This is a genomic window from Labilibaculum manganireducens, from assembly GCF_002843385.1.
Taxonomy (GTDB): Bacteria; Bacteroidota; Bacteroidia; order Bacteroidales; family Marinifilaceae; genus Labilibaculum; species Labilibaculum manganireducens.
Map to the genome: position 1 here is coordinate 281,355 of NZ_MVDE01000001.1, position 23,610 is coordinate 304,964.

General features: G+C 35.9%; 20 protein-coding genes. 7 read left to right on the top strand and 13 right to left on the bottom strand.

Features of this window, described 5'->3' with window-relative positions; genetic code table 11:
* Nucleotides 1–88 precede the first annotated feature (88 nt).
* Complete coding sequence (locus BZG01_RS01240) at nt 89–832, bottom strand: DUF6261 family protein (protein WP_101308003.1); 744 nt, start codon at nt 830–832, stop codon at nt 89–91.
* A gap of 825 nt (nt 833–1,657) precedes the next feature.
* Here BZG01_RS01240 and BZG01_RS01245 point away from each other — a divergent pair.
* Nucleotides 1,658–2,197, top strand: a complete 540-nt coding sequence (locus BZG01_RS01245; protein ID WP_101308004.1) for a hypothetical protein — start codon at nt 1,658–1,660, stop codon at nt 2,195–2,197.
* A 115-nt stretch (nt 2,198–2,312) separates the two neighbouring features.
* Here BZG01_RS01245 and BZG01_RS01250 read toward each other — a convergent pair whose 3' ends face one another.
* On the bottom strand, nt 2,313–2,603 hold the full coding sequence (locus BZG01_RS01250) for a tetratricopeptide repeat protein (RefSeq protein WP_101308005.1): 291 nt from the start codon (nt 2,601–2,603) through the stop codon (nt 2,313–2,315).
* Nucleotides 2,604–2,752: 149 nt separating this feature from the next.
* Here BZG01_RS01250 and BZG01_RS01255 point away from each other — a divergent pair, with 149 nt between their 5' ends.
* Nucleotides 2,753–3,349, top strand: coding sequence for a flavin reductase family protein (locus BZG01_RS01255; RefSeq protein WP_101308006.1), 597 nt, complete (start codon nt 2,753–2,755; stop codon nt 3,347–3,349).
* Nucleotides 3,350–3,982: 633 nt separating this feature from the next.
* Here BZG01_RS01255 and BZG01_RS01260 read toward each other — a convergent pair.
* From BZG01_RS01260 to BZG01_RS01270, 3 genes are all read right to left on the bottom strand, one after another.
* Nucleotides 3,983–4,444, bottom strand: coding sequence for a DUF4293 domain-containing protein (locus tag BZG01_RS01260; protein ID WP_101308007.1), 462 nt, complete (start codon nt 4,442–4,444; stop codon nt 3,983–3,985).
* A gap of 204 nt (nt 4,445–4,648) precedes the next feature.
* The gene (locus BZG01_RS01265) at nt 4,649–7,078 is read right to left on the bottom strand and encodes a DUF5916 domain-containing protein (protein WP_180327162.1); all 2,430 of its coding nucleotides are present in this window, start codon (nt 7,076–7,078) and stop codon (nt 4,649–4,651) included.
* A gap of 217 nt (nt 7,079–7,295) precedes the next feature.
* A complete protein-coding gene (locus tag BZG01_RS01270) occupies nt 7,296–8,108 on the bottom strand; it encodes a prohibitin family protein (protein WP_101308009.1) in 813 nt (270 codons plus the stop codon).
* Between the two features lie 185 nt (nt 8,109–8,293).
* Between BZG01_RS01270 and BZG01_RS01275 the strand changes: the two genes are divergently transcribed.
* Nucleotides 8,294–9,169 carry a nucleoside phosphorylase gene (locus BZG01_RS01275; protein WP_101308010.1) on the top strand — a complete coding sequence of 292 codons (876 nt, stop codon included), beginning with the start codon at nt 8,294–8,296 and terminating at the stop codon, nt 9,167–9,169.
* An 88-nt stretch (nt 9,170–9,257) separates the two neighbouring features.
* Complete coding sequence (locus BZG01_RS01280) at nt 9,258–10,118, top strand: transglutaminase family protein (protein ID WP_101308011.1); 861 nt, start codon at nt 9,258–9,260, stop codon at nt 10,116–10,118.
* 49 nt (nt 10,119–10,167) lie between these two features.
* On the opposite strand, the gene rny is transcribed toward BZG01_RS01280, so the two are convergent.
* The 3 genes from rny to BZG01_RS01295 form a co-directional block, all read right to left on the bottom strand.
* Nucleotides 10,168–11,700, bottom strand: a complete 1,533-nt coding sequence (gene rny, locus BZG01_RS01285) for a ribonuclease Y (RefSeq protein ID WP_101308012.1) — start codon at nt 11,698–11,700, stop codon at nt 10,168–10,170.
* A gap of 193 nt (nt 11,701–11,893) precedes the next feature.
* Complete coding sequence (locus BZG01_RS01290; RefSeq protein WP_101308013.1) at nt 11,894–12,184, bottom strand: cell division protein ZapA; 291 nt, start codon at nt 12,182–12,184, stop codon at nt 11,894–11,896.
* Nucleotides 12,185–12,193: 9 nt separating this feature from the next.
* On the bottom strand, nt 12,194–12,490 hold the full coding sequence (locus BZG01_RS01295) for a hypothetical protein (protein ID WP_101308014.1): 297 nt from the start codon (nt 12,488–12,490) through the stop codon (nt 12,194–12,196).
* Nucleotides 12,491–12,626: 136 nt separating this feature from the next.
* Here BZG01_RS01295 and BZG01_RS01300 point away from each other — a divergent pair, with 136 nt between their 5' ends.
* The 3 genes from BZG01_RS01300 (at nt 12,627) to rplS (ending at nt 16,853) form a co-directional block, all read left to right on the top strand.
* Complete coding sequence (locus BZG01_RS01300; protein ID WP_101308015.1) at nt 12,627–14,357, top strand: M23 family metallopeptidase; 1,731 nt, start codon at nt 12,627–12,629, stop codon at nt 14,355–14,357.
* Between the two features lie 169 nt (nt 14,358–14,526).
* A complete protein-coding gene (locus tag BZG01_RS01305) occupies nt 14,527–16,239 on the top strand; it encodes a dipeptidase (RefSeq protein WP_101308016.1) in 1,713 nt (570 codons plus the stop codon).
* A 266-nt stretch (nt 16,240–16,505) separates the two neighbouring features.
* Complete coding sequence (gene rplS / locus BZG01_RS01310) at nt 16,506–16,853, top strand: 50S ribosomal protein L19 (protein WP_101308017.1); 348 nt, start codon at nt 16,506–16,508, stop codon at nt 16,851–16,853.
* 99 nt (nt 16,854–16,952) lie between these two features.
* Here the strand turns inward: rplS and BZG01_RS01315 are convergent, their stop codons facing one another.
* The 5 genes from BZG01_RS01315 to BZG01_RS01335 form a co-directional block, all read right to left on the bottom strand.
* The gene (locus BZG01_RS01315) at nt 16,953–18,494 is read right to left on the bottom strand and encodes a carboxypeptidase regulatory-like domain-containing protein (protein WP_143470802.1); all 1,542 of its coding nucleotides are present in this window, start codon (nt 18,492–18,494) and stop codon (nt 16,953–16,955) included.
* Between the two features lie 28 nt (nt 18,495–18,522).
* Entirely contained in the window at nt 18,523–18,903 is a 381-nt protein-coding gene (locus BZG01_RS01320; RefSeq protein WP_101308019.1) for a hypothetical protein, read from the bottom strand.
* A gap of 176 nt (nt 18,904–19,079) precedes the next feature.
* The gene (locus tag BZG01_RS01325) at nt 19,080–19,613 is read right to left on the bottom strand and encodes a hypothetical protein (protein WP_101308020.1); all 534 of its coding nucleotides are present in this window, start codon (nt 19,611–19,613) and stop codon (nt 19,080–19,082) included.
* Nucleotides 19,614–19,689: 76 nt separating this feature from the next.
* Nucleotides 19,690–21,333 carry a hypothetical protein gene (locus tag BZG01_RS01330; protein ID WP_101308021.1) on the bottom strand — a complete coding sequence of 548 codons (1,644 nt, stop codon included), beginning with the start codon at nt 21,331–21,333 and terminating at the stop codon, nt 19,690–19,692.
* Between the two features lie 347 nt (nt 21,334–21,680).
* Nucleotides 21,681–23,312: a hypothetical protein gene (locus BZG01_RS01335; protein ID WP_101308022.1), complete on the bottom strand. Its 1,632-nt coding sequence runs from the start codon at nt 23,310–23,312 to the stop codon at nt 21,681–21,683.
* Between the last annotated feature and the right edge of the window lie 298 nt (nt 23,313–23,610).

Consider the following 23,610-nt stretch of genomic DNA (forward strand, 5'->3'; position numbering starts at 1 on the left):
AAGCATAAAAAATACCGGAAACAAATGAATGCCTCCGGTACTAACCCCAGATACCAAAATGGTATCCAACCCATAAAACAAAAAAAAACTATTCGCCTGCGCTGATTTCTTCAACAACATCCTTAGCAGACCGCCCTGCACGCTGCAGTAAAAGTGCATTGGTTTCTTCCGATACAATGTTTATTTCTTTCGCCAATTTCGAATAAGCAGCATCTGTATTTAAATCGCACATCACATCTAAATATTTAAAGAAAGTCTCAAACTCATTCCTGATTTCTTTACACATCTCACCACCAATCTCCTCGTTCCGATCCAATTTCGCATTCCCTCTTGCCTCAACCGCTTCGGTAAATTCCTGTTCCGCTTTTTCAAGCTCTTCCAACCATAGCTGTCCAAGCATGTTTTGCAAACACTCGCTTAAAAACGGACTGTTCTTTATTTTTGCAAACAAAGCAACAAGAATAGCCGATTCCTCTAACATCGGGCGACGGGTAATGCCACTGCCATAACTTACTATTTCGTTCAGAATTGCTTTGCCTGCTCCACTAACAACAGGATTTAAACGTTTCGAACAAGCCTCAGCATAAGTTGCAAAGGCAATCATTGCCTGATCTCTCCTGCTGTCGCATTCGGTCACATTTATAGTTAACAACTGCGTGTTCACTTTTTTGCCCGATTCCTCAAGTCTGCCTTTCGATTTCTCGATTCTGCTTTTAAATGGCTCCAAACTAACACTGTCTGTAACAGTATTTGTTATTAAACTGTAAACACGAGCCGTAAAAGTTAGGTATTCCGCTATGCGCATGCGGTAAAACAATGGATACTTAATCATGAAGTAAATATATTACGTTAATATTACAGCTATCTAAATTATCATTTTATCACTCAATAAAAAAGACAATAAGTAAATTTATTTTGTTTTACACACAAAACAACTTAATAATCATGCCAAGCCCACCACCGTAGCCTTACAAAACACCAGTAAAACATAAGCATACACAACTGCCAATTTCTTATTTATACTAAAAATAAACAGTAAAAAACCACCATTTCCCTTTGTGGGTATCCAAATTAAGTCTTAAACGAAGCAGCCCTGCATTGCCTGGAGCCCTGCCGGCACTTTTGCTTTCGTGCCCTGCATTGATGAAAACCCTCACCACACTGCCTTGCTGATATCCCGCACCACTGCCAACCTACCTGGTAAATTTGCTTTTGCCTCCGGCAAACCTGCCAGCCTGCTTCCCGCTTTTACGAACGCCTCCTGCACCACTGCAAGCCTCAATGCCAACATTGCGATGCAGGCTCACACTTGTGCGGGCATCGCTCCAAAAATTGCCGGCAGGGCAAACAGCAGGTTAAGATGCCCACCAAAACAGTACAAACCGGGCTTTTAGTTCGTTAACTATGCCACCCCAATTTTACGAGCAGGGCTTTTACTGAGTGAAGATGGTGCTCGTGAGTGTTTGGTGGGGGCTTTGAATGTATCGAGGAGATTTTCCAATCTATAACGATTATATCCTTTCAGAGGTAAATTGAATGTGCTTGTTTTAATAGAGAAGCTTGTGTGTTTCAAGACAATAAAAACACTTAACAATATTTTGCAACAACATAATAAAGCTTTACATTTGGTTTAACCTTAACCCTAAACTACTATATCATGACTATCCCAATCGAAACAAGTTCCCTTAACTGGAGTGATTTAATTTCCTTATTCGTTGGTATTTGTGCTCTTATCACTGCAATTGTCTCTATACTACTAACCCGAAAAATTTCAAGAAATTCTGTAAAGCCCCTTATTTCAACTATCTCCAGATCTGGCGAAAAGCAATGTGGAATGAAAATGAAAAATTATGGTAATGCACCAGCAGTCATTACTAAAATACAATTCACAAATAAAGCAACCAATTTGGTATTTAATGGATTTCCAAAAGCATTTCCAATTCCTTCAGAATATTGGGAAAACTATATTTATTTCACAGCAGATAAATATTATCTAAGTGCTGGAGAAGAAATCATCTTGGGAATTATTGACAAGCAACATTTAGCTAAAGCACCAAAAAAGAAAAGCTATTTAGATATGAAGAAGGAGTATGACATATTTAAACAAAACGTATCAACCTATATTGAATATGAGGATGTGTATGGTAATAAAATGCCCCCTTATTATAGAGCCAGTATCATTAGTCTAACAAACTAACTTAAGAAAAAAAAATCCGCGAAATGATTTTACATTTCATAAGATTTAGCACTGAAAATAAAGCCTAACAATCCAAAATTGTTAGGCTTTTGTAATTCTTACACCCAATCCATTTTTAAGGATTGTACAAATCGGGATTGAAAAAATTCATGATGGATTGAATCATCTCTATTTTTACGTTTGCCTTTTTATGATCTGGCTGCAGATCGGTAACCCGAATATAGGCGCTTAGAGCTTTTGGCAGCTCGCCCAACTGGTGATGCATTTCGCCTACCTTAAAATGAGCTTCTGCATTGTCTTTATCCAACACCGCAATTTCTTTGTATTTCTCTAAGGCAGAACGAAAATCCCCTTCACTTTCGAACTTTTGCGCGTCTATCTGTATATTTTCAATATCCTTGTTCATGTTTTTTGTTGTTTCGGCAAAGCAATCGGCCTGCCTGTGTTTGTGTGAAGCAAATGTAAGGAAATTTGAATTTGTTTGGATTAATTGTGTGCATCTTATCGGTAAAGAAACAGTTATTTGTAATTTTGCGTCACTAAAACGCTACAAGTATGACAAAACAACACTGGAAACCCGGAACCATGGTTTACCCATTGCCTGCCGTAATGGTAAGCTGTGGCAGTACACCCGAAGATTACAACATCATCACCATTGCCTGGACAGGAACCATTTGCTCCGATCCGGCCATGTGTTACATATCTGTCCGCAAGAACCGTCACTCCTACAACATCATAAAAGAAAGCGGCGAATTTGTGATCAACCTTACCACAAAAGATTTGGCTTATGCCACCGATTGGTGCGGTGTAAAATCGGGCAAGGATTTCGACAAATTCAAGGAAATGAAACTAACACCCGGTAAATCGAAAGAAATTTCTGCTCCCATTATCGAGGAATCGCCGTTGAGCATAGAGTGCAAGGTGACTAAAATAGTGGAACTGGGTTCGCACGATATGTTTATGGCCGAAGTGGTAAACGTTCAAGCCGATGAACGATACATCAACGAAAAAGGGGAATTCTCGCTGGCCAAATCAGGACCATTGGTTTACTCGCACGGCCACTACTTCGAATTGGGAGAGTTAATCGGTCGTTTTGGCTACTCGGTAATGAAAAAGAAAACCAAAGAAAAAATTAAAAAGTCGAAAGGGTAGGAAAAGTCGAAGATCAAAAGAGAATTGAGACTGCTTACTGATCTCTGCTTTACGATCATCCAAAACACCCCTCTCCCTGTCGGGATCTCCCCTAAAAAAAAGTCTGGAAAGGTCTTGAAGGGTCTGGAAAAGTCGAAAGTCAAAAAGTTCAAAGGTCGAAAAGTATGACTGGTAGAAACCCATCAATCAGCGCACCAATTGGCATTCAGTTCGACGGTGGGCCCCATAGGTGAAAAAGGCGTTAAAAACAGAATTCCATGAGCGAGGTACGAGAGAATATTATTCTGTTTAGACTTTGAACCGTAATGGGTAACAAAGAACTGCAGCCTAGCCCTTTTGGTTCTTTTATGGTAATGATAAAAGAACAGCCCGTCTGGCTTGAAGACAAAAGAGCAAAAGAGAAGTGAAATTTAAAATATGAGACCAAAACACCCCTATCCCTGTCGGTATCTCCCCTGAAAAAAGTCTGGAAAGGTCTGGAATAGTCTAAAAGTCGAAGGTCAAAAGTCCAAAGGTCGAAGGAGATTATTACCTCACACTCATAGCTTTTAACTCATAATTTATAACTCTCAACTAATAACTAACAAAAAACCGGCCTTTTGAGCCGGTTTTGTTTGTTTATTTTTGGGCCGCTTACCGAATCCGATCCATCGAGCGGATTAAAGCTTCATCTTTACCAATTTCGCGTATTGCCAAATAGCTCAACACCAATGCAACCAAGGGAAATGCGTTGATTAAGCTGTAAGTTGGAATGGCATTTAATTCAATTGCCTGACTGCTTATGCTGTAATAGATCAATCCCATTGCACCAATCATGCAAATCATATTGAACACAGTTAAACGAATCTGCAGCATTCTTTTCTTGAATAAGAAAATAGTAACGAAACTAATTAAAGCAATAATGCTTAGCAAGATAGCAACCGGCATGGCATTAAAAACGGCAGGCTCTCCTTCCTGCAAAGCAGGAATTCCACGGTATAAAAATTGGTATACTGCACCCGATACATCTACCAATTCCGCTAAGGGAAAAAAGAACATCACTGCAATTAAAATAAAACTCCCAAACAGGTATAAAGACTGAATTCTTTGTATCATCGTATTTCTATTTTTTTTGTACAAATTTAAACTTAAATACAAAAGCAGCAAACTTTCGTTTACTGCTTTTTACCATCATTACTTACAACTAACTAATCACACTAGTAAAAAAATACTCTTGCCCTGCAGAAATCCCCCTAATCACAAAGCAAATTTTCTATCAGCTTTTGCAGCAAGTTACATCTGCAAAATTTAAGCAGGCTATTAACCTTTTCGTTTTAACGACATGTAGTCGATATAATAAATCACTTTAACAGACAGACTGTTAAACTGTGTTGCATCAAATGTATTCTTCAGATTATTCACAAAACGATGGGCAATTTTATCATCTTCGCTAAATATTGTGTTCTTCCAGACTACTGCTAATTCACTTCCCGGAGCAAATCTCCACGAGTACACCATGTCAATAGTAAAGTTGTTAAAATTGATGTCGTTGTTCTCATTGTAATCTGTGGAATTTAAGCCTCCATCCGATCGCAAAGTATAAAAACTGTTGTATTCAGCTTTTGCCCAATAATGCCTTACCTTCATACTTAACGAGCTTTTATTGTTGAAAATAAAACTTCCGGTGAGCTTATTCTCCAAATAAGAATTAGTTCTGTCTCCGATATAAACTGTTGTTTTGCCATTAATTTCTTCATCATCAACATAACCCAAATCATTCAAATTCCTTCCCCACTCCAACTGATAACTCATCACAAAACGATCACTAAAACGATAGCGTGGTTCAATCTCAAATTCAAACACCTGTAAATTATCGTTTGACAATCTTTTGCCGTACTCACCCCGAACATCAATGGCAAATGCCTTCCTGTAATCCGATGAAATCCATGCTCCTGCAAATGCCGACGATCCTTTTCGCAACTTTAATCCATCAACTCTTGGCTCATCCCAGTCGTACTGATGCAATGGCCGGAAATTACCATAAATACCCACATCGGTATAACTTTTAAATTTCACATGTGCATCATAAAAAATAGTAAAGCGCGAAAACCTTGCAGGTGCATATCTTGCCTCATGATTAAATTGTAAATTCCAATTTCGTGCCAGAATACTGCCTTTCGGTTCTGAATTATTATAATAAAAACCCAGATTATTATTGATTAGATTGTTTCGGCTTAAATACCCCATATCGTTAGGATTGTATTTATCCGAAATCATTCTGTGGTAAAAATCCCAGGTAAATTTCCCCTTAATTCTACCAAACTCCAGCTCATGATAATGACCGATTTCATCCGATTCCCCTTTGCCGAACCGCGCAGAAACAATCCCCGTGCCCTTTAAACAATACGAGCGTTCTTTATTCCGGAATTCAAACTCGGTACCGCTTACATTCGCCACATAATCCAACTCAGGCATGTACACATTTGTATTAAACAAACTGACATACGACTCATTTTTTAAACTCTGATCGAACACCAACATATTGTAATTCGAAAATGGCTGCGTTTTAACCTTTCTGCTATCTCCCGTAAGGGTATCGGTAACTTCGGCATAGGTATTTTTAGTCATCGCATTAAAAACACCAATTCCCAATCCCTTCGTATTGCGGCCCGAAATTTTTGTTGCATTAATAATTTTTGCCTCAATAGGATTTTCTGTGATGTCCTCATTCTCATTTAGCTGCTCTTCTACATCATCCATATAAACAGGACGACCACCAATTCTGCGGGAATAGAAAATCTCTCCCCGGTCAAACAACTCCGTGGCCTCGGTAAAGAACTGTCTGTTCTCATCAAATTTAACCTCAAAGGGTGATAAATTCAGAATTTCATCATCCGACTGCACCTGTCCAAAATCAGGAATCAGCATCATATCCAAGGTGTAACTTTCGTTGATTCCATATTTTAAATCCATTCCTCCCCGGTAGTTCACATCAACCGCCGATTTATCGGAAGATTTGTCGAAATAGGTAGAAAAATAAGGTGTAAATGACAGGCGAACAGGAGGATGTACATTCTCAATTCCTTTCATAACGCCACTCTGACTTACCCAGCCATCTTCTTCTTTATCAATAAAATTCCATGTAACTTTTTCTCGTACACTCTGAATGTTTCGAACAATATTTATTCCCCACTCCTGAATTTCTTTTGCCGGAAAGCGCAATGCGGAGTAAGGTATTTCCATTTCGGTACTCCAGCCTTTTTCATTAATAATGACAGCACTATTCCAAACAGCATTCCAGCTTGAATCTTCGTTCCCCTTAACAACTTTAGCGTCCCACTGCACTCCTGCCGGAGTTACAATAAATTCAAAAGCATCCAATCCAGTATTAAAAGGGTCAATTACCAAAGATAAGAAGTCAGTATTATTCAGATCATCCCGCTTACTTAATTCTTTAAGAATCCCAGCAGGATTATTATCATACATCATCACACCAACAATAATGGAATGATCTGTATAGACAATTTTCACCTCTGTTTTAAAATTGGAAGGCTCTCCATTCGAAGGCTCATACTGAATAAAATTGCCTGCAACCGGAATACCTTTCCAAACTTCATCAGTAAGATTTCCATCAATCACAGGTTTAGTTGTAACTCGAACAGCAGTAAGTTCTTTTTTGGGTGCTAAGCCGTGTGCGGGCAAAGCGAATACGATTGTAATCTGGCAAACCAGTAACAGCACTCTCTTCATGGTGGTAATAAACATATAGGGGTTTAGCAAAAAAAATGTGGTTAACTCTCCACCCTACTATCACATTTTATGCCAACAACACAACATCAGCTAATCTACAGACATTTAGTGTTTTTCGAACAAGAATAAACTGAACGTTTACGAAACAATGCTGTTCGCATACGGACAAAAAAAACCGCTTGATTGCTCAAGCGGTTTTATATTTTAGTGAAAAATCTTAATTATTTCCAAGAATTAATGGCATTCCATCTTTTCCGCTTCCAATTACTACCACTTTAGCATTTGGAGATTCAGAAAGTTTAATGGTAGCTTCTATACCACGCATTTTCAAAAGGGCATCAGTTAAACTGCTGTTGATAATCTTATTGGCAACAGCTTCACCATCTGCTGCGATACGTTTTCTTTCCGCCTCACTTTTTTCTTTATCCAATCTAAACTGATAGGCTAAAGCCTCTTGCTCCTGCTGCAATTTGCTTTCAATAGCTGTTTTAATTTTTGCCGGAAGATTTATGGAACGAATCAACAAGGCCTTCATTTGAATGTTATTCTTATGCAGAATTAATGAAGTTTCCTGAATAATTGCATCTTCCACCTCTTTTCTTCTTGTGGAATAAATTTCTTCTGCATTGTACCTTCCTGCAACCTGTCTAACCGAAGAACGAACCTCAGGTATTACAAGTTGATTAATATAGTCCTTACCAAAGACTTCATGCAAATATCCAATTTTATCGTACTCCGGATTAAATCGAACAGATACATCAATATTCAGCGACAAACCACTTTTATCCAAAACATCCATGGTTTCTTCACTTTTCTGTTCACGAACCACATAAACATTCATTTTATTCCAAGGAGCAATAATATGGAAACCTGGCTGAGCAACATGCTCTTTATCTAATCCTCCCGAAAATTTACGGAAAATAACTCCTCGTTCACCCGGTTGCAATGTAACAAACATACTTGATCCTGATAAGATCAGGATTACGGCCAATATACCTAGAACAATTAAAAAATAAGGTTGCTTCTTCATGATTTTGTATTTCAATTATATTTCTAATTCCTGTTAAATGTACTACAATTATGTCATATTTAGAAGAATATTGCAAGCGTAATTTTGAAAATTACATCTCTTATCAAAAGAAACTATTTAGTTAGTTTGCAGATTGATTTTTTTTACATATTTTCGGCTCTTTACTCTTGTAAATTTTAAAAATCATGGAAAAAATAAAATCATCAGAATTAATAATAAATCCTGACGGAAGTGTTTTTCACTTACACCTTAAACCGGAACATCTTGCTGACACAGTAATTCTCGTTGGAGATCCCGGACGCGTAGAGTTAGTTGCAAGTTATTTTGACAGTGTGGAATGTACGATATCAAACCGCGAGTTTGTAACAAAAACCGGAAGCTATAAAGGAAAAAGGTTTTCTGTTCTTTCAACAGGAATTGGTACCGACAACATAGATATCGTAGTGAACGAATTAGATGCTTTGGTAAATATCGATTTGGAAACACGAACACCTAAAAAAGAACATTCCACTTTAAATTTGGTTAGAATTGGAACTTCCGGAGCTTTACAGGGAAATATTCCTGTTGATTCCTTTCTGCTGTCAAACAAATCGATAGGTTTTGACGGGATGCTGAATTTTTATGCCGACAGAGATTCCGTATCCGAATTGGATTTCGAAGATGCATTTAAGAAGTATGTGAATTGGGATCAAAAACTAGCTTCTCCCTATGTTGTTCCTGCCTCAAAAAGTCTGTTGGACATTATAGATGGCGACGACATGACAAGAGGTGTTACTATCTCAGCAAATGGATTTTACGGACCTCAAGGCAGAGTTCTTCGCCTTCAGACTTTGGATCCTGATTTGAATGATAAAATCGAAAAATTCGAATACAAAGGAGAGAAGATCACCAATTACGAAATGGAAAGTTCTGCAATATTCGGGCTTTCTGCAATGTTAGGACATGAGTCGGTTGCCGTTTGTGCAATAATTGCGAATAGAATTACTAAGGATGCCAGTAAAGATTATCATCCAACGATAAAAAAACTAATTCAAACCGTTTTAGATCGACTAAGTAAATAGCTTTTACTCTTACTATCAAAGATTTAACCCGCAGGATTGCTTTTCCTTGCGGGTTTTACTATATTTAGTGAGGACAAAACCTGTTATCATGAATAAGAATAAGTTAGAAGCTCTATTATCCTTACTAGACGATCCAGACAAAGAAATTCATAAAAGTATCGAAAAAGAACTGATAGAGTTACCGGTTAGTACGATCCCACAACTGGAAGATTTCTGGCTGGAATCTAAGAATCCTATCTTTCAGGAAAGACTGGAAATGGTAATCAACAAAATTCAGTTTAAGACCGTTAAGAAAGAGCTTATTGAATGGAGTTCCAATAAAAACCCGAATTTAATAGATGGCGCTATTCTGGTAAATAAGAGCTACAATCCAAATCTGTTAATAGATCCTATCCGAAAAAGTATCCAGAAAATAAAAGATGATGTAAGCTTAGAAATAAACGATAATCTTACCGCACTGGAAAAAATTAAGATTCTAAATCATTTTTTCTACAATATATATAACTATCAGGCTCTCTCTCCAAATCAACCCACAAACTGGGATGGTGATATCAGTACAGTATTATCACAAAAACATGGGAATTATATAATAATTGCAATTATTTATGCCGGTATTGCTCAGGAACTAAACATTCCCGTATATGGAATAAATCTTCCGGGCAGTGTTTTTCTTTGTTATAATAATGAATCATCTGCCAAATCAAATATAGAAAACACCAATTCAATTCTTTTTTACATCAATCCTATTGATAAAGGAACCGTCTTTGGACAGAAGGATCTACAATATATTATTAAAAGCAAAAACATTGCAAACAGAGCCCAATTCTATAAATTGGCATCCAACACAAGTATGATTAAAAGATTGGTTCAACATGAAATTAATGTGTACAAAAAACTGAACCTAAATAGTTTTATACCCAATTTCAAAGAATTATTTCGCTCCATATGAAAAAAGCCCGTTTCATTACGAAACGGGCTTTTCACTATTTTATACTTTATTACTTCGCGTAATTAATCGCTCTTGTTTCTCTAATTACTGTAATCTTCACCTGACCCGGATAGGTCATTTCGTCCTGAATTTTTTGGGCAATATCCAAAGACAATGTTTCAGCTTCTTTGTCAGAAACTTTATCGCTGCCAACAATTACTCTCAATTCTCTACCTGCCTGAATAGCATATGTTTTAAGCACGCCAGGATGCGACAATGCCAAATTCTCAAGATCCTTCAATCTCTTGATATATGACTCTACAATTTCCCTTCTTGCTCCAGGACGTGCACCTGAAATAGCATCACAAGCCTGAATAATCGGAGAAATCATTGATGTCATTTCAATTTCGTCGTGGTGAGCACCGATTGCATTACAGATATCCGGCTTCTCTTTGTACTTTTCGGCCAATTTCATACCCAAAATTGCATGCGGCAATTCAGGCTCTTCATCCGGTACCTTTCCAATATCATGCAACAGACCGGCACGTTTTGCTCTTTTTGCATTCAATCCAAGCTCAGTTGCCATGATTGCACAAAGATTAGCTGTTTCTCTGGAATGTTGTAATAAATTTTGTCCGTAAGACGAACGATACTTCATTTTACCAACCAAACGAATCAATTCTGGATGCAATCCATGGACACCCAAGTCAATTGCAGTACGTTTTCCAGTCTCAATAATTTCTTCTTCAATCTGCTTGCGCACCTTATTAACAACCTCTTCAATTCTTGCCGGGTGAATACGTCCATCAGTAACTAATTGATGCAGTGCCAATCTGGCAATCTCACGTCGTACAGGATCAAAACCAGAAAGAACAATAGCTTCAGGAGTATCATCTACAATTATTTCAATACCTGTAGCCGCTTCCAAGGCACGAATGTTCCGGCCTTCCCGACCAATAATTCTACCTTTTATTTCATCTGATTCGATATGGAAAATTGTAACTGAATTTTCAATCGCAGTTTCAGTAGCTACCCGCTGAATCGTTTTCACAACCACTTTCTTAGCTTCCATATTAGCAGTCATCTTGGCCTCTTCCATGATTTCGTTCACGTAAGACATGGCTTCGGTTTTCGCTACATCGCGCATAGAATCGATCAACTGAGTTTTAGCCTCTTCGCCGGACAAGCCGGAAATCTTTTCCAACTGCTCGATTTGCTGCTTTTTAGCCTTCTCCAACTCATCGGATTTTCTTTCTACCAAATCAATTTGAACGGTCAAATTCTCTCGAACGATATCAACCTCTTTCTTCTTGCGCTGAAATTCATCTATCCGTTGATTTAAAGCATTTTCCCTTTGTTTGTATTTCGTCTCAGCCGCAAGTAATTTATTATTTCTTGAGTTGATTTGTTTCTCATGCTCTGTTTTCAATTGGAAAAATTTCTCTTTTGCCTGAAGAATCTTATCTTTTTTGATCACTTCTGCTTCCGATTGTGCATCCCTGATTATTGAGCTGCTCCTGGCTTTAAGAGTCTTTTGCAAAACAAAGTAAGAAACGATGCCACCACCAACAAAAGCAATGGACCCTATTATTATTTCAATCATATCATAGAATATTAAGTCAGTATTATTATATATATAAAATGCAACCCGCACTATCACTCAGGCTTACAACAATAACGTTCAATAGTCCTTTCCTGTCTCACCATAAGATACAAGAAAAATGACTACAAAACATTAAAATTGCGATCAGCTTAAGAAATAATGCGGGTTACAACTTTCCTACCAAGAATGTAAACTACTCTTTATCTAAAAATTCTCTTAACTCCTGTTCCATTGCCTTGACCTCTTCAAGAACCGGGGAAACATCAGTTTTATTTTCAGCTTCAATAACCTTAATTACGTACTGTAATGAAGCCATTGCTAAAAAATCCTGAGTATCTTTATCTTTATATCGTTGTTTGTATTGCAATACTTTTTCATTAATCATTTTTGCAGCTTTCCGGATAACCTCTTCCTGATTACGATCTATCTTCAAAGGATAAAACCGATCCGCTACATTAACTCTTATTGAAAGTTTTTCGTCCATAAACAAATTCTACCTGTTTAAAAGAGCAATACATTTATCAATCTCCCGCACAATTCGGTTAATTTTAACCTTAGCTTCCTGCGAATCACCGCTATTCGCAGTAAATGTTTTGGCTAACTTTAATGTATTGTATTGATGGTCGAGTTCTTCCCTTTCCCTTTTCAGGATTTCAACCTTTTCCATAAGCTCCAGTTTCTCATGAATTAAAGATTCTTTCTCCTGTTTAGATTTCCGGTACAACAAAATAAGTTCCGAAATTTGTCCTTTTAAACTATTCAGTACTTCGTTTGGCTCTTGATCCATCATTAAAATTTTTCTTTTACAAAATTAACATTGCTGAGAAGATTATCAAATATATTAGTTTGTATTTTGTAAATCATTTCAGAAAAAACAGGTTTTTTTGTAGTTTTGATAATCCTTTCACAAAACCAGCATTTATAATATGAAGATAACCAGAACATACACTATTTTCACACTATTGTCACTACTATTTTTATTTTCTAAACAAATATACTCCCAGAGTATAATATTCCCTCAAAATTATTTTCGTTCACCTGTCGATTTTGACATAACATTATCAGGTAACTTTGCAGAACTCCGTAACAATCACTTTCATTCCGGTATCGATATCAGAACATTTACAACTGGTAAAAAAGTATATGCGGTTGCTGATGGTTTCGTGAGCAGAATCAAAATATCTTCAGGAGGTTATGGAAAAGCAATTTATATCGATCATCCAAATGGTTACACCTCTGTTTTCGCGCATCTCGATCATTTCAACAAGGATATTGAAGAATTTGTCAAGTCATATCAGTATCAAAACAACACTTTCGAATTTGATTTAAATCTCAAGAATAATGAAATACAGATTAAAAAAGGTACTGTAATTGCATTTTCAGGAAATACAGGTTCTTCTGCCGGTCCGCATTTGCATTTCGAAATAAGAGATACGAAATCTGAACATCCGCTTAATCCGTTACTTTTTGGTTTCAAAATAAAGGATACTACTCCTCCAAAAATATTCAATTTTTATGCATACCCTCTCGATTCTGCAAGCAATGTAAATGGTTTAAACAGCAGACAAAGTTTTCCGGTTACTTTCTACAACAATGCATACCATTTAAAAGGCGATCCGAAATTAAAATTATTAGGAAATATTGGTTTTGCTCTTGAAACAAATGACTATATGGATAATACATGGGGAAAGTGCGGCATTTTCGACATGAAAATGAAAATAAATGACACATTAATCTCAAGTTATTCTTTTGAAGAGTTTTCTTTTGACGAATCAACCTATATCAACAGTCACCTTGATTACGAATTAAATGTATCCCATAATAAACGCATTCATAAAACTTTTAAAGAGCCAAATAATCAACTTAGTATTTATTCGAAGATGAAAAACAATGGGGTCTTTCAATTTAAAAAGAGCACTGGTTACAAAATTGACTTTTTTGTTTCCGATGCAAATCTAAATAAAAGCAGTCTTCGGGTTTACGCAGCAGGAAACGAAATTGAAAAGATTTTTCCGAAAGATAATTTTGATGTGCTAATGAACTATGAAAAAGAGAACACTTTCAAAAAAGAAAATATAGAATTGAAATTTCCTAAGAATAGCTTCTATTCAAACATTCCGTTTACCTATTCATGCGAACAGGATTCAAACTATCTTTCGGATATTCATTACATCTGCAATGAAAACATTCCTGTACACAATTATTACACGATATCAATAAAGCCAAAATCAATTCCTAAAGGAAAATCCGATAAGCTTCTTGTAGTCCGAATAGATGCAAAAGGAGAAATAATCAACGAAGGGGGAATTTATTTCGATTCCTCAGTAAAAACGAAATCGAGATATTTTGGAAAATTTGCTGTGAGCGCAGACACCATTTCTCCCACGATTAAACCAATTACCAATTTTCACCTTAAATCCCTTAAGGGACAAAAGTCAATCAGATTTACTATCAAAGATGAGCTTTCAGGGATAAAATCATACGAAGGATCAATTGATGGTAAATGGGTGCTATTTGAATATGACGCTAAAAATGATCTTTTACTTTATGTTTTTGATCGCAAAAGATTAGCTCCGAATAAAAACCATCAATTACAAATAAAGGTGACAGATCAAGTTCAAAACCAGAAAATATTCACAAGTAATTTCATCTGGTAGTTCAATTTATATATTCCATAAAGCTTCAGTTTATAACATATCCATTTCAAACACTATCAAAAGACCGATAAATCAGGACTTTTATCATTTTTATCTACTGATTTTTTTCTATTTTTGTACGACCGAAAACGGTTTAATTCAGTATTGAATACATTTAAAATAGTTAAACATGAAAAAGATTTTTGTAGTTGCTGCTCTTCTAATGTTGGTGTCTGCTTTTTCAACTCCAAGTGCCAGAGCATGTACTAATTACCTAATAACCCGTGGTGCTTCCACTGATGGTTCTAATATGATTACCTATGCAGCGGATTCGCATGTATTATACGGAGAACTATATTTTCGTCCGGCGGCAGATTGGCCGGAAGGAACAATGATTGATGTTTACGAATGGGATACAGGAAAATTACTTGGTAAAATTCCACAAATTCCTCATACATATTCTGTAGTTGGTAACATGAATGAATTTCAGGTGGCTATTGGAGAAACTACTTACGGAGGTCGCTCAGAATTAGGATCTCAAGAGGGAGCTGTAATTGATTACGGAAGTCTTATCTACCTGTCTCTTCAGAGATCAAAAAGCGCACGTGAAGCGATTAAAGTAATGACTGAGTTGGTTGAAACCTACGGATATTACAGTTCAGGAGAGTCTTTCTCAATTTCTGATGCTAACGAAGTTTGGATTTTAGAGTTGATTGGCAAAGGTAATGGCGAAAAAGGTGCAGTTTGGGTAGCTCGTATGATTCCTGACGGATATGTTAGTGGTCACGCTAATCAAGCAAGAATCACTACTTTCCCATTAGAAGGTAAAACGTCTATCTCTTCTGATAAAATGGATAAAATTTTCAATCCTGAAGTTCAAAATATTTATGCAAAAGATGTTATTTCATTTGCAAAAGAAAAAGGATACTATCCTAAAGAAGGAAAAAATAAAGATTTTAGTTTTTCTGACACCTATGCTCCTGTTGATTTTGGCGGTGCCAGATTTTGTGAAATTAGAGTATGGTCTTTCTTTAACGATGTAAAAGAAGGAATGGATCAATATTTTGACTACTGCAAAGGTAAGATTGAACACGACGATAAAGGTTATGCTACCAACAGAATGCCTTTATGGATTAAACCGGATCACAAACTCAATGTACTTGAAGTAATGGATTTCATGAGAAATCATTTAGAAGGTACAGATTTAGATATGTCAAAAGATATGGGTGCAGGTCCTTACGGAAATCCTTACAGATGGAGACCTTTAACCTGGAAGGTAGATGGTGTAACCTATTGTAATGAACGTGCGACTGCTACTCAACAAACAGGTTTCTCATTTGTTGCTCAAAGCAGAAACTGGTTACCTGATGCCGTTGGTGGAATTAACTGGTTTGGTGTTGATGATGCATCTTCATCAGTTTATTTCCCGGTATATTGCGGAATTACAAGGGTTCCTGAAACATTTGCTGTTGGAAATGGAAAAATGATGGATTTCACAAGCAAATCTGCATTTTGGATATTCAATCAGGTTAGTAATTTTGCCTATACCCGATACAATGTAATACATCCCGAAATTGCAGTGAAACAAAAGGCTTTAGAGACTAAATACCTTGCATTTACCAATATTATAGATCTTGCCGCTGAAGGAATGTTTAAGAATAACAAAGCAACAGCCATTGAATTTTTAACAGATTTCTCTTGTAACCAAGGAAATAATCTTGTTGCAGAATGGAAAGATTTTTATGGCTACCTTTTTGCTAAATTTATGGATGGAAACATCAAAGAAAAAGATGGAGACAATCAAAATCCAAAAGTTAATCAACCTGGTTACAGTGAAGAGTTTTACAAGACAATTGTAAAAACAACTGGTGACAAGCTTAAAGTTGTTGGTAATGCTCATTAGTATCAACAAATAAATACAAAAAAAGGAACCTTTTCGGTTCCTTTTTTTTTGTGCCAGAACAGCTATTTAAAATCTATTATAACTATACAAATTCAATCTGTATTTGATTTCTTTTATGAATCAGGAATCATGAAGAAAAAATAACTTTATTAGGATGTTTTTATAGATTTTTTTATTAATTTCGCGTCGAATTCGTGCGTAATCTCTGACATGGTAATAGATGAATATGTTTACATTGCGTTCGTGAACTTTAACAAATTAAGACAATGGATTTAATTAAAATTGCAGAAGAAGCTTTCGCTACAGGTGTTCAAAATCCTGAATTCAAAGCAGGGGATACTATTAGTGTTTCTTACAAAATTAAAGAGGGAAACAAAGAAAGAATCCAGGTTTTTAGAGGTGTTGTTATTCAGCTTAAAGGTACTGGCACAACTAAAACTTTTACAATCAGAAAAATGTCTGGTAACGTAGGTGTTGAAAGAATTATTCCACTTTGTTCTCCATTCATCGATAAAATTGAAGTGAACAAAAGAGGTCGTGTTAGAAGAGCAAGAATTTTCTATCTACGTGCACTTACAGGTAAAAAAGCAAGAATCAAAGAAAGAAGATTCTAATTTACCTCTTTCCAAGAAATATAAAAGCTTTCCAAAATTGGAAAGCTTTTTTTATGTCGGTATGCTTTAAAAATCAAACTCTATTTAAATTTTAACAACCTAAGGATTGTACAAATCAGGCATCTCTCCATTAGAGATGATCTTTTCCCGGTTACTTCCATCCGTATCCATAATCCAAATATTCTTTTCGCCTTCATTATCATTGGCCACATTCATAAAAATGATTTTACCCCCTGTTTCGGTATACCTGGCCTGCAGATCATTGGTTCCTGCTGGTTTATCATCACCAGAAAGATCTGTCCAATTTGTTCCATCAATATTTACAGAATAAATTTTCGCATTTAGCTGTCTGCCATTATCGTCCTGAAATAGTGAATCCAAAGAAAAAATCACCTTTGTTCCATCAGGCGAAAAGTGAGGACTGGAAATAGTTCCTTCCAGATTTCCCAACAATAAAAATAAATTCGATCCATCAGGATCCATTAAATAAATTTCATTATCGTAGGGCTTCTCTCCTTGCGTAAGTACAGCAATTTTTTCTTGTGACACATTATTGAAATGAGCACTCCAATCACATGATTTAAAATGACGATTCACAGGAGCATTGGCAATTTTAGTTTCCCCGGTTCCATTATAATTTATAGTATAAAGATCGCCGTAATGACCATAAAGAATTTGATCCCCCTCCGGAGACCAAACAAAACCACTTCCACTATTATTATAGCTTACTAAAGACTTGTCGTTAGTCACCTTTACAACATTCTCACCTTTAGTATCCATTGTATAAATATGGTATTCACCGGATTTATTCGAGGCATATGCGATTAATTCTTCATTTGGTGAAATTCTAGGTGAAACTTCACTTCCCCCATCTTTGGTTAATCGAACCAAATGATTTTCTGCTAAATCCCACGAGTAAATATCTCTGGATCCTAGAGTATCTTTCACAAATAAATACCCATTCTTAGGGAAGTTTTCTGTTGTAAATCGCCATTTCTTCCCTTCAACTTCATCCAACTGTTTATTTCTAGCGACAATTTGCCATTCATAAGTTTGTTCAAATTTAAGATTTTGAACAGTAAAAGTTGTATCCAAGATATTTGAAGCAACTTTTGTACCATTCTCATCACTTGCACCTTCAAAAATAATAACATCAAAACGTAACGTATCCCCCTTTTCCGTTTCCCCATTCCTCCAAACTAGATTTACTTTATTTGGAAGTCTAGTTGCATCCTTCTGTATATCTAATGGTGAAACATATGTTATATCATCAGGAATCGTTGAATCAAGAGGAGCAATTCCCATAACCACCTGCATAACCAATTCTTTTCCTTCCTGAACCTTAACGGGTGTACTTACGGCAGTATAACCTTCTTTTTTAGCATTGACAGTTACATCACCAACATTAACCTCACTCAGACTGAAAGATCCATCTGAGTTAGTTGTCACTGATGTAGTTCCAGGATTAGTTGTAATAGTAACTCCTTCCATTGGCAAACTCCCTGCTTCTTCAGAAGTTTTAACAGTACCACTTATCGAACCAAATAATTCCGGATCAACAGTACTTTCATTACAAGAAAAAATAATTAAAGGCAGACATAGCAAAATAAAATGCCTGAAGAGTAGGTAGAATTGTCGCATATATATTGTCAATTTTATTTTTTTTAAATTAATAATTATCTCCTTGTAAAACAACCGAATCTTGAGCAACAATCAGATTATCCTGATAAATTAATAATTTAGCTGTTAACTTATCAGCTTTGCTAAGATTTATTCTTGATTCAGAAAGAGAAGAAATGCTCTTGTCTAAAATGGTAAAGATTCCTTTCTGGATGGTTTTGGTGTCTCCTGCATGCCCTTTTTTTGTCACCTCAAAAATATATTTTAATGTTAAAGAATTATGCCCAACATTTTGAACATTTGCCTTTAACAAGCAGCTATGAACCTCTCTTTCCATTACAATCAAGGCTTTAACTGGCAATTGTCCCATACCCCCTACAGTATTTAAAACAAAGCACATAACAACCGAAACAGTGAGTCTTGCATACATTCCTAATTAGCTTTGATATTGTAAATCTAAATTTATTTAATATTTAGCAACGAACCAATACGGAGTCCGTTAAATTACTATAATAACTTCAAAAAAAAGTACCTATTCCCTAAATTATCTTAAAAAAAAGGGATGCCCGTAGAAGGACATCCCATCAAATTAAACCTGCTCTGTATTCACAAACCACTTTTTATTATTACATTCATACCAGTTCCAACCTGATTTACGATCATTCCGCTATTTGCCAATCCTGAATCAATCTCTAATTGGTTGTCATTACCAGCCTGAGTAATTTCAAAGCTCTTATTATTCCCAATAACTTCTTGTTGCAATGAATTGTTATCACCATATTGATGAATGCTAGTGGAAATGTTTTTCCCTTGAAGTAAGGATTCAACAAGGTTTCTATCACCTGATTGTAATATTTCCAAGAGACTAGATTCTCCTTTTTGTATTGCCTTAATCAAGTTCTCCATTCCTACTTGCTGAATAATGACCAACTGTTTCTGACTAAATTGATGAAGTATCAATTCGTTCTCATTTCCTGATTGGATTGCCAAAACTTTGGTTTCAGCATTTATAGCATCAACAGCACCGTAATTTAATTGGTTTAGAATCTGATCTTCAACATTATAATTTTGTCCTACAAGATTAACGAAGCAAAATACGAACAGAGCAAACCATAAATATTTTCGAATAATTACAGACATAGAAAGGTTTGTGAAAACTATTAGAGGAAAAAAATCCCGCCGAAGCGGGAATTTTTTTCTATTATATATTTTGTAATTATGGAGTTACAAAGATAGTTCCTGCATTTCCTTGCTGAGTTACAGCGAAGTTATCATTACCATCCTGAATAACTAAACCAAAATGACTATTACCAACCTGCTCAAGGAATGAAGTATTATCGTCACCAAACTGATAGGTTAAACCTGTGTTATCATCACCAGTTTGAATGATTGTTGCACTATTTCTAGCTCCGTCAATTTGACCGATTACTGCAACGTTACCATCACCTTCCTGAAGGATATCTGCTAAACTTTCTTCCTGATCAACCTGGAAAACCCATCCGCGGTTATTATCACCTCTTTGTTCAACAGCTGCGTCAGAACCAGATCCACCAAATTGTCCAACAAATGCGAAGTTATGCTCACCTTTTTGAAATACATCAGCACTATTCATTGTTCCACCAATTTGGTCAACGATCGCAGTATTACCATGATCTTTCTGAACAACTTTTGCTTTATTCATAGTACCCCACAATTGAGAAACATAAGCTGTTTGATGATCACCAAATTGCTTCACTGTAGCTTTGTCTTTACTACCAAACTTCTGAGTTACATCAGCAAAGTTTCTGTAACCATCCTGCAATACATTTACTTTACCTTTAGACTCACCAATCTGCTCAACAAATGCCCAGTTACGCGCACCCATTTGAGTTGTTTTAGCGTCATTATGATCGCCGCCAATTTGAACAGTTCTTGCGCCATTAGCCCAACCGTTTTGATCTATAGAAGCCTCATTGTCAACTCCACCTCTTTGGAAAGTTGAAGCCTGGTTAAAATAACCATTCTGATGAATCATAGCATTATTGGAATAACCACCTAATTGTGTAGTGTTAGCACGATTAAATGCTCTCAACTGAGTGATAGCGGCATTATTGAAACGACCACCTAATTGTAGAGTAGAAGCTAAATTACGATATCCCCACTGATTAATGTAGGCAGAATTGAAAGCTCCGCCTCTTTGCATTGTACTTGCTCTATTTGCTCTACCTACCTGTAAAATTTCGGCAGTTGCCATATAAGTGTACATTTGAGAAATAGATGCAGAATTATACATACCAAATTGACTTACCATAGCACTACTGTGAGCACCCATTTGATATACATCACTGTTATTAAATGCACCCCACTGAAGCACACTTGCAGTATTTGCATGATTCCCTTGCAAAACAGAAGAATAGTTTGCTAATCCCAATTGAGTTACACCTGCCGAATTTAAAAATCCATACTGCAAAACATTAGACATATTGAAAAGACCGTACTGACTTACAGCAGCAGAATTCAACATTCCCATTTGCATAATTCCTGACATGTTACCAAGTCCCATTTGATCAACAACAGCAGAATTAAAAAAACCTACCTGATCAACGTATGAACCATTAAAAGCACCATCCTGAGTTACATCAGCACTGTTTCCAACAAGAAACTGATCGATGCTTGAGTAATTAGCAAGCCCTGTTTGATCAACAGTTGCACCATTCCATAGTCCAAGCTGATCCACATCACTGCTATTAAACCAGCCAACCTGAGTTACGCCAGCAGTGTTCAGCCAACCTGTTTGGTTGACGTTCGAATTGTTTACCTGTGCAAATGCAGAAGATACTGCAAAAACAACAGCTACAAATAAAAATAAAAATTTTTTCATGGTTGAATTTTTTAAAGGTTTAAAGTGAATTAATTTTAAAAATCAATTTTAAAGGTTTAAGAGCTCTGACTGATCTAATTATGCACTTATAGCATCCTTCGATCTTTTTATCTAAATTAAGCAAAAGCCTTTCCAACCACTTATGTTTTTACACAAACGTCATTGATTTAGTGATTAAACCAAGTCTCTTTTATGCTAATCTTTATTCATTCTAAAAAAGAATAAGAAAACTTAAACAAAAGTTTAAGGAGTCTTAAATGCATGATATTAAAAAACCGTCAAAATCGAATAAAAATCCAATTTTGACGGCCTTAAATACTATAATCAATAAATATTCTGACGACTAATTAGAAACCATTATATTGACTAACAGTGGCTGAATTTCCATTCCCATATTGAGAAACAAATGAAGAGTGACCATTACCATTCTGGTAAACATTTACGAAATTGTTACTTCCCACTTGTTCTGTATAAGATACATTTTCAGCACCAACCTGAGTTGTAAAAGCTACATTATTTTCACCATACGCCTGAATAGAAACAGCTTCGTTGTCATCACCATACTGCTGAATTAAAGCATAACTGTTATCCACTTCATATTGGCCAATTCCTGCTGCGTTACCATTCCCAACCTGAATAATACCAGCAAAAGTATTACCTGTTGCAAATTGTTCAATATATGCATAGTTTTGGTTACCTATTTGGGCAACACCTGCATAACTTCCTGAGTTTTCTACCTGAAGAATTTCAGCCTCATTGAATTTACCATCCTGTCCAATATATGCATTATTAAATGAACCGTCAATCTGAGTAATTACCGCATCATTTCCTTTTCCATACTGCTCAACTTCAGCGGCATTTAACCAACCGTCCAATTGATATACAGAAGCTTCATTCATTCTACCTCTTTGTGTTACTACAGCGGTATTAAACAAACCTCCATCCTGAAGTATTTCAGCATTATTTCTTCTTCCTTTCTGAGAAATCAGACCTTTATTAAAAGCTCCGTCAATCTGTGTAACAGCAGCTTCATTTCCACGTCCTCTTTGATTAATGGCTGCAGAGTTAAAAGCACCACCATCTTGCTCAGTTACTGCAACATTCTTTTTTCCTTGTTGCATAACAGCAGACTTATTAAAAACTCCTCCATTCTGAAAAGCATATGCCTCATTGGACTTGCCGTCCTGATTCACATCAATTTTATTTAAAATCCCACCTACTTGTTTTGTCCATGCAAGGTTATTTTTACCTTTTTGTATAACAACTGAACTATTTCCTGCTCCAAAAAACTGATCAACATATGCGTAATTATTAGATCCAACCTGAGAAATTTCAGCATTATTGCTACGTCCCATAAATTGATTAACAAGACCATTGTTGGCAAATCCCCGTTGAGACACAAGTGCTGAATTTCTAGTTGTAAATGTTTGATAAATATTCGCATTATTCAAAACACCCCATTGACTTATGGCTGCCTTATCATATTGGCCACCTGTTTGCATTACATTAGCCGAATTTAAAGATCCAAACTGGAATACATCAGCAGTCTCATGATAACTTAAAAATTGACTGATAACAGACATGTTGAAAAATCCGAATTGATCTACATCTGCCTTATTGTAACTTCCCCAAAGTTGAGAAATATAAGATGCATTAAATCCTAATTGGTTCACCTCTGCAAGGTTGTAATTTCCAACCTGTAAAGCTTTTGAGAAATTAGTCATGGACTGAGCAGCATAATACTCATTTCCTTCACCATACTGATCTAAAAATGACATATTTAGAAACCCATACTGCTTAACTTCAGCAATGTTACCTTCCCCATTTTGGTAAATGTCATTAATATTTAGAACACCCACTTGCTCTACTGTGGATAAATTGTCATTCCCAACTTGGTTCACGTTGGAATGATTAACTTGGGCAAATGAAACTACCCCAGTACATAGTACTACTAAAAAGATGAATAAAATCTTTTTCATGGTTTATAAATTTTTAAGGTTTAAAGTGAATAGATAAGGTCTCCCTGATTTAAAAGTTTTACAAATTTGGTTGTTGGTTGATTTTTACTTGATAATTTATGTTTTATCGTTTTAAATTCAATTTAAATGTAAAGAGATCTATTGAGTTTATATTATTAGATTACATCAAACAGCAAATTAATATGATGAATATGATCAAGAATTTGATGAAGGCAACTCAAAGTTTTAAATTCAATACAAATTATTAATTTAAATTAAACAACTACACATAAGCTACTGTTTTGCAAACTATTAAAGA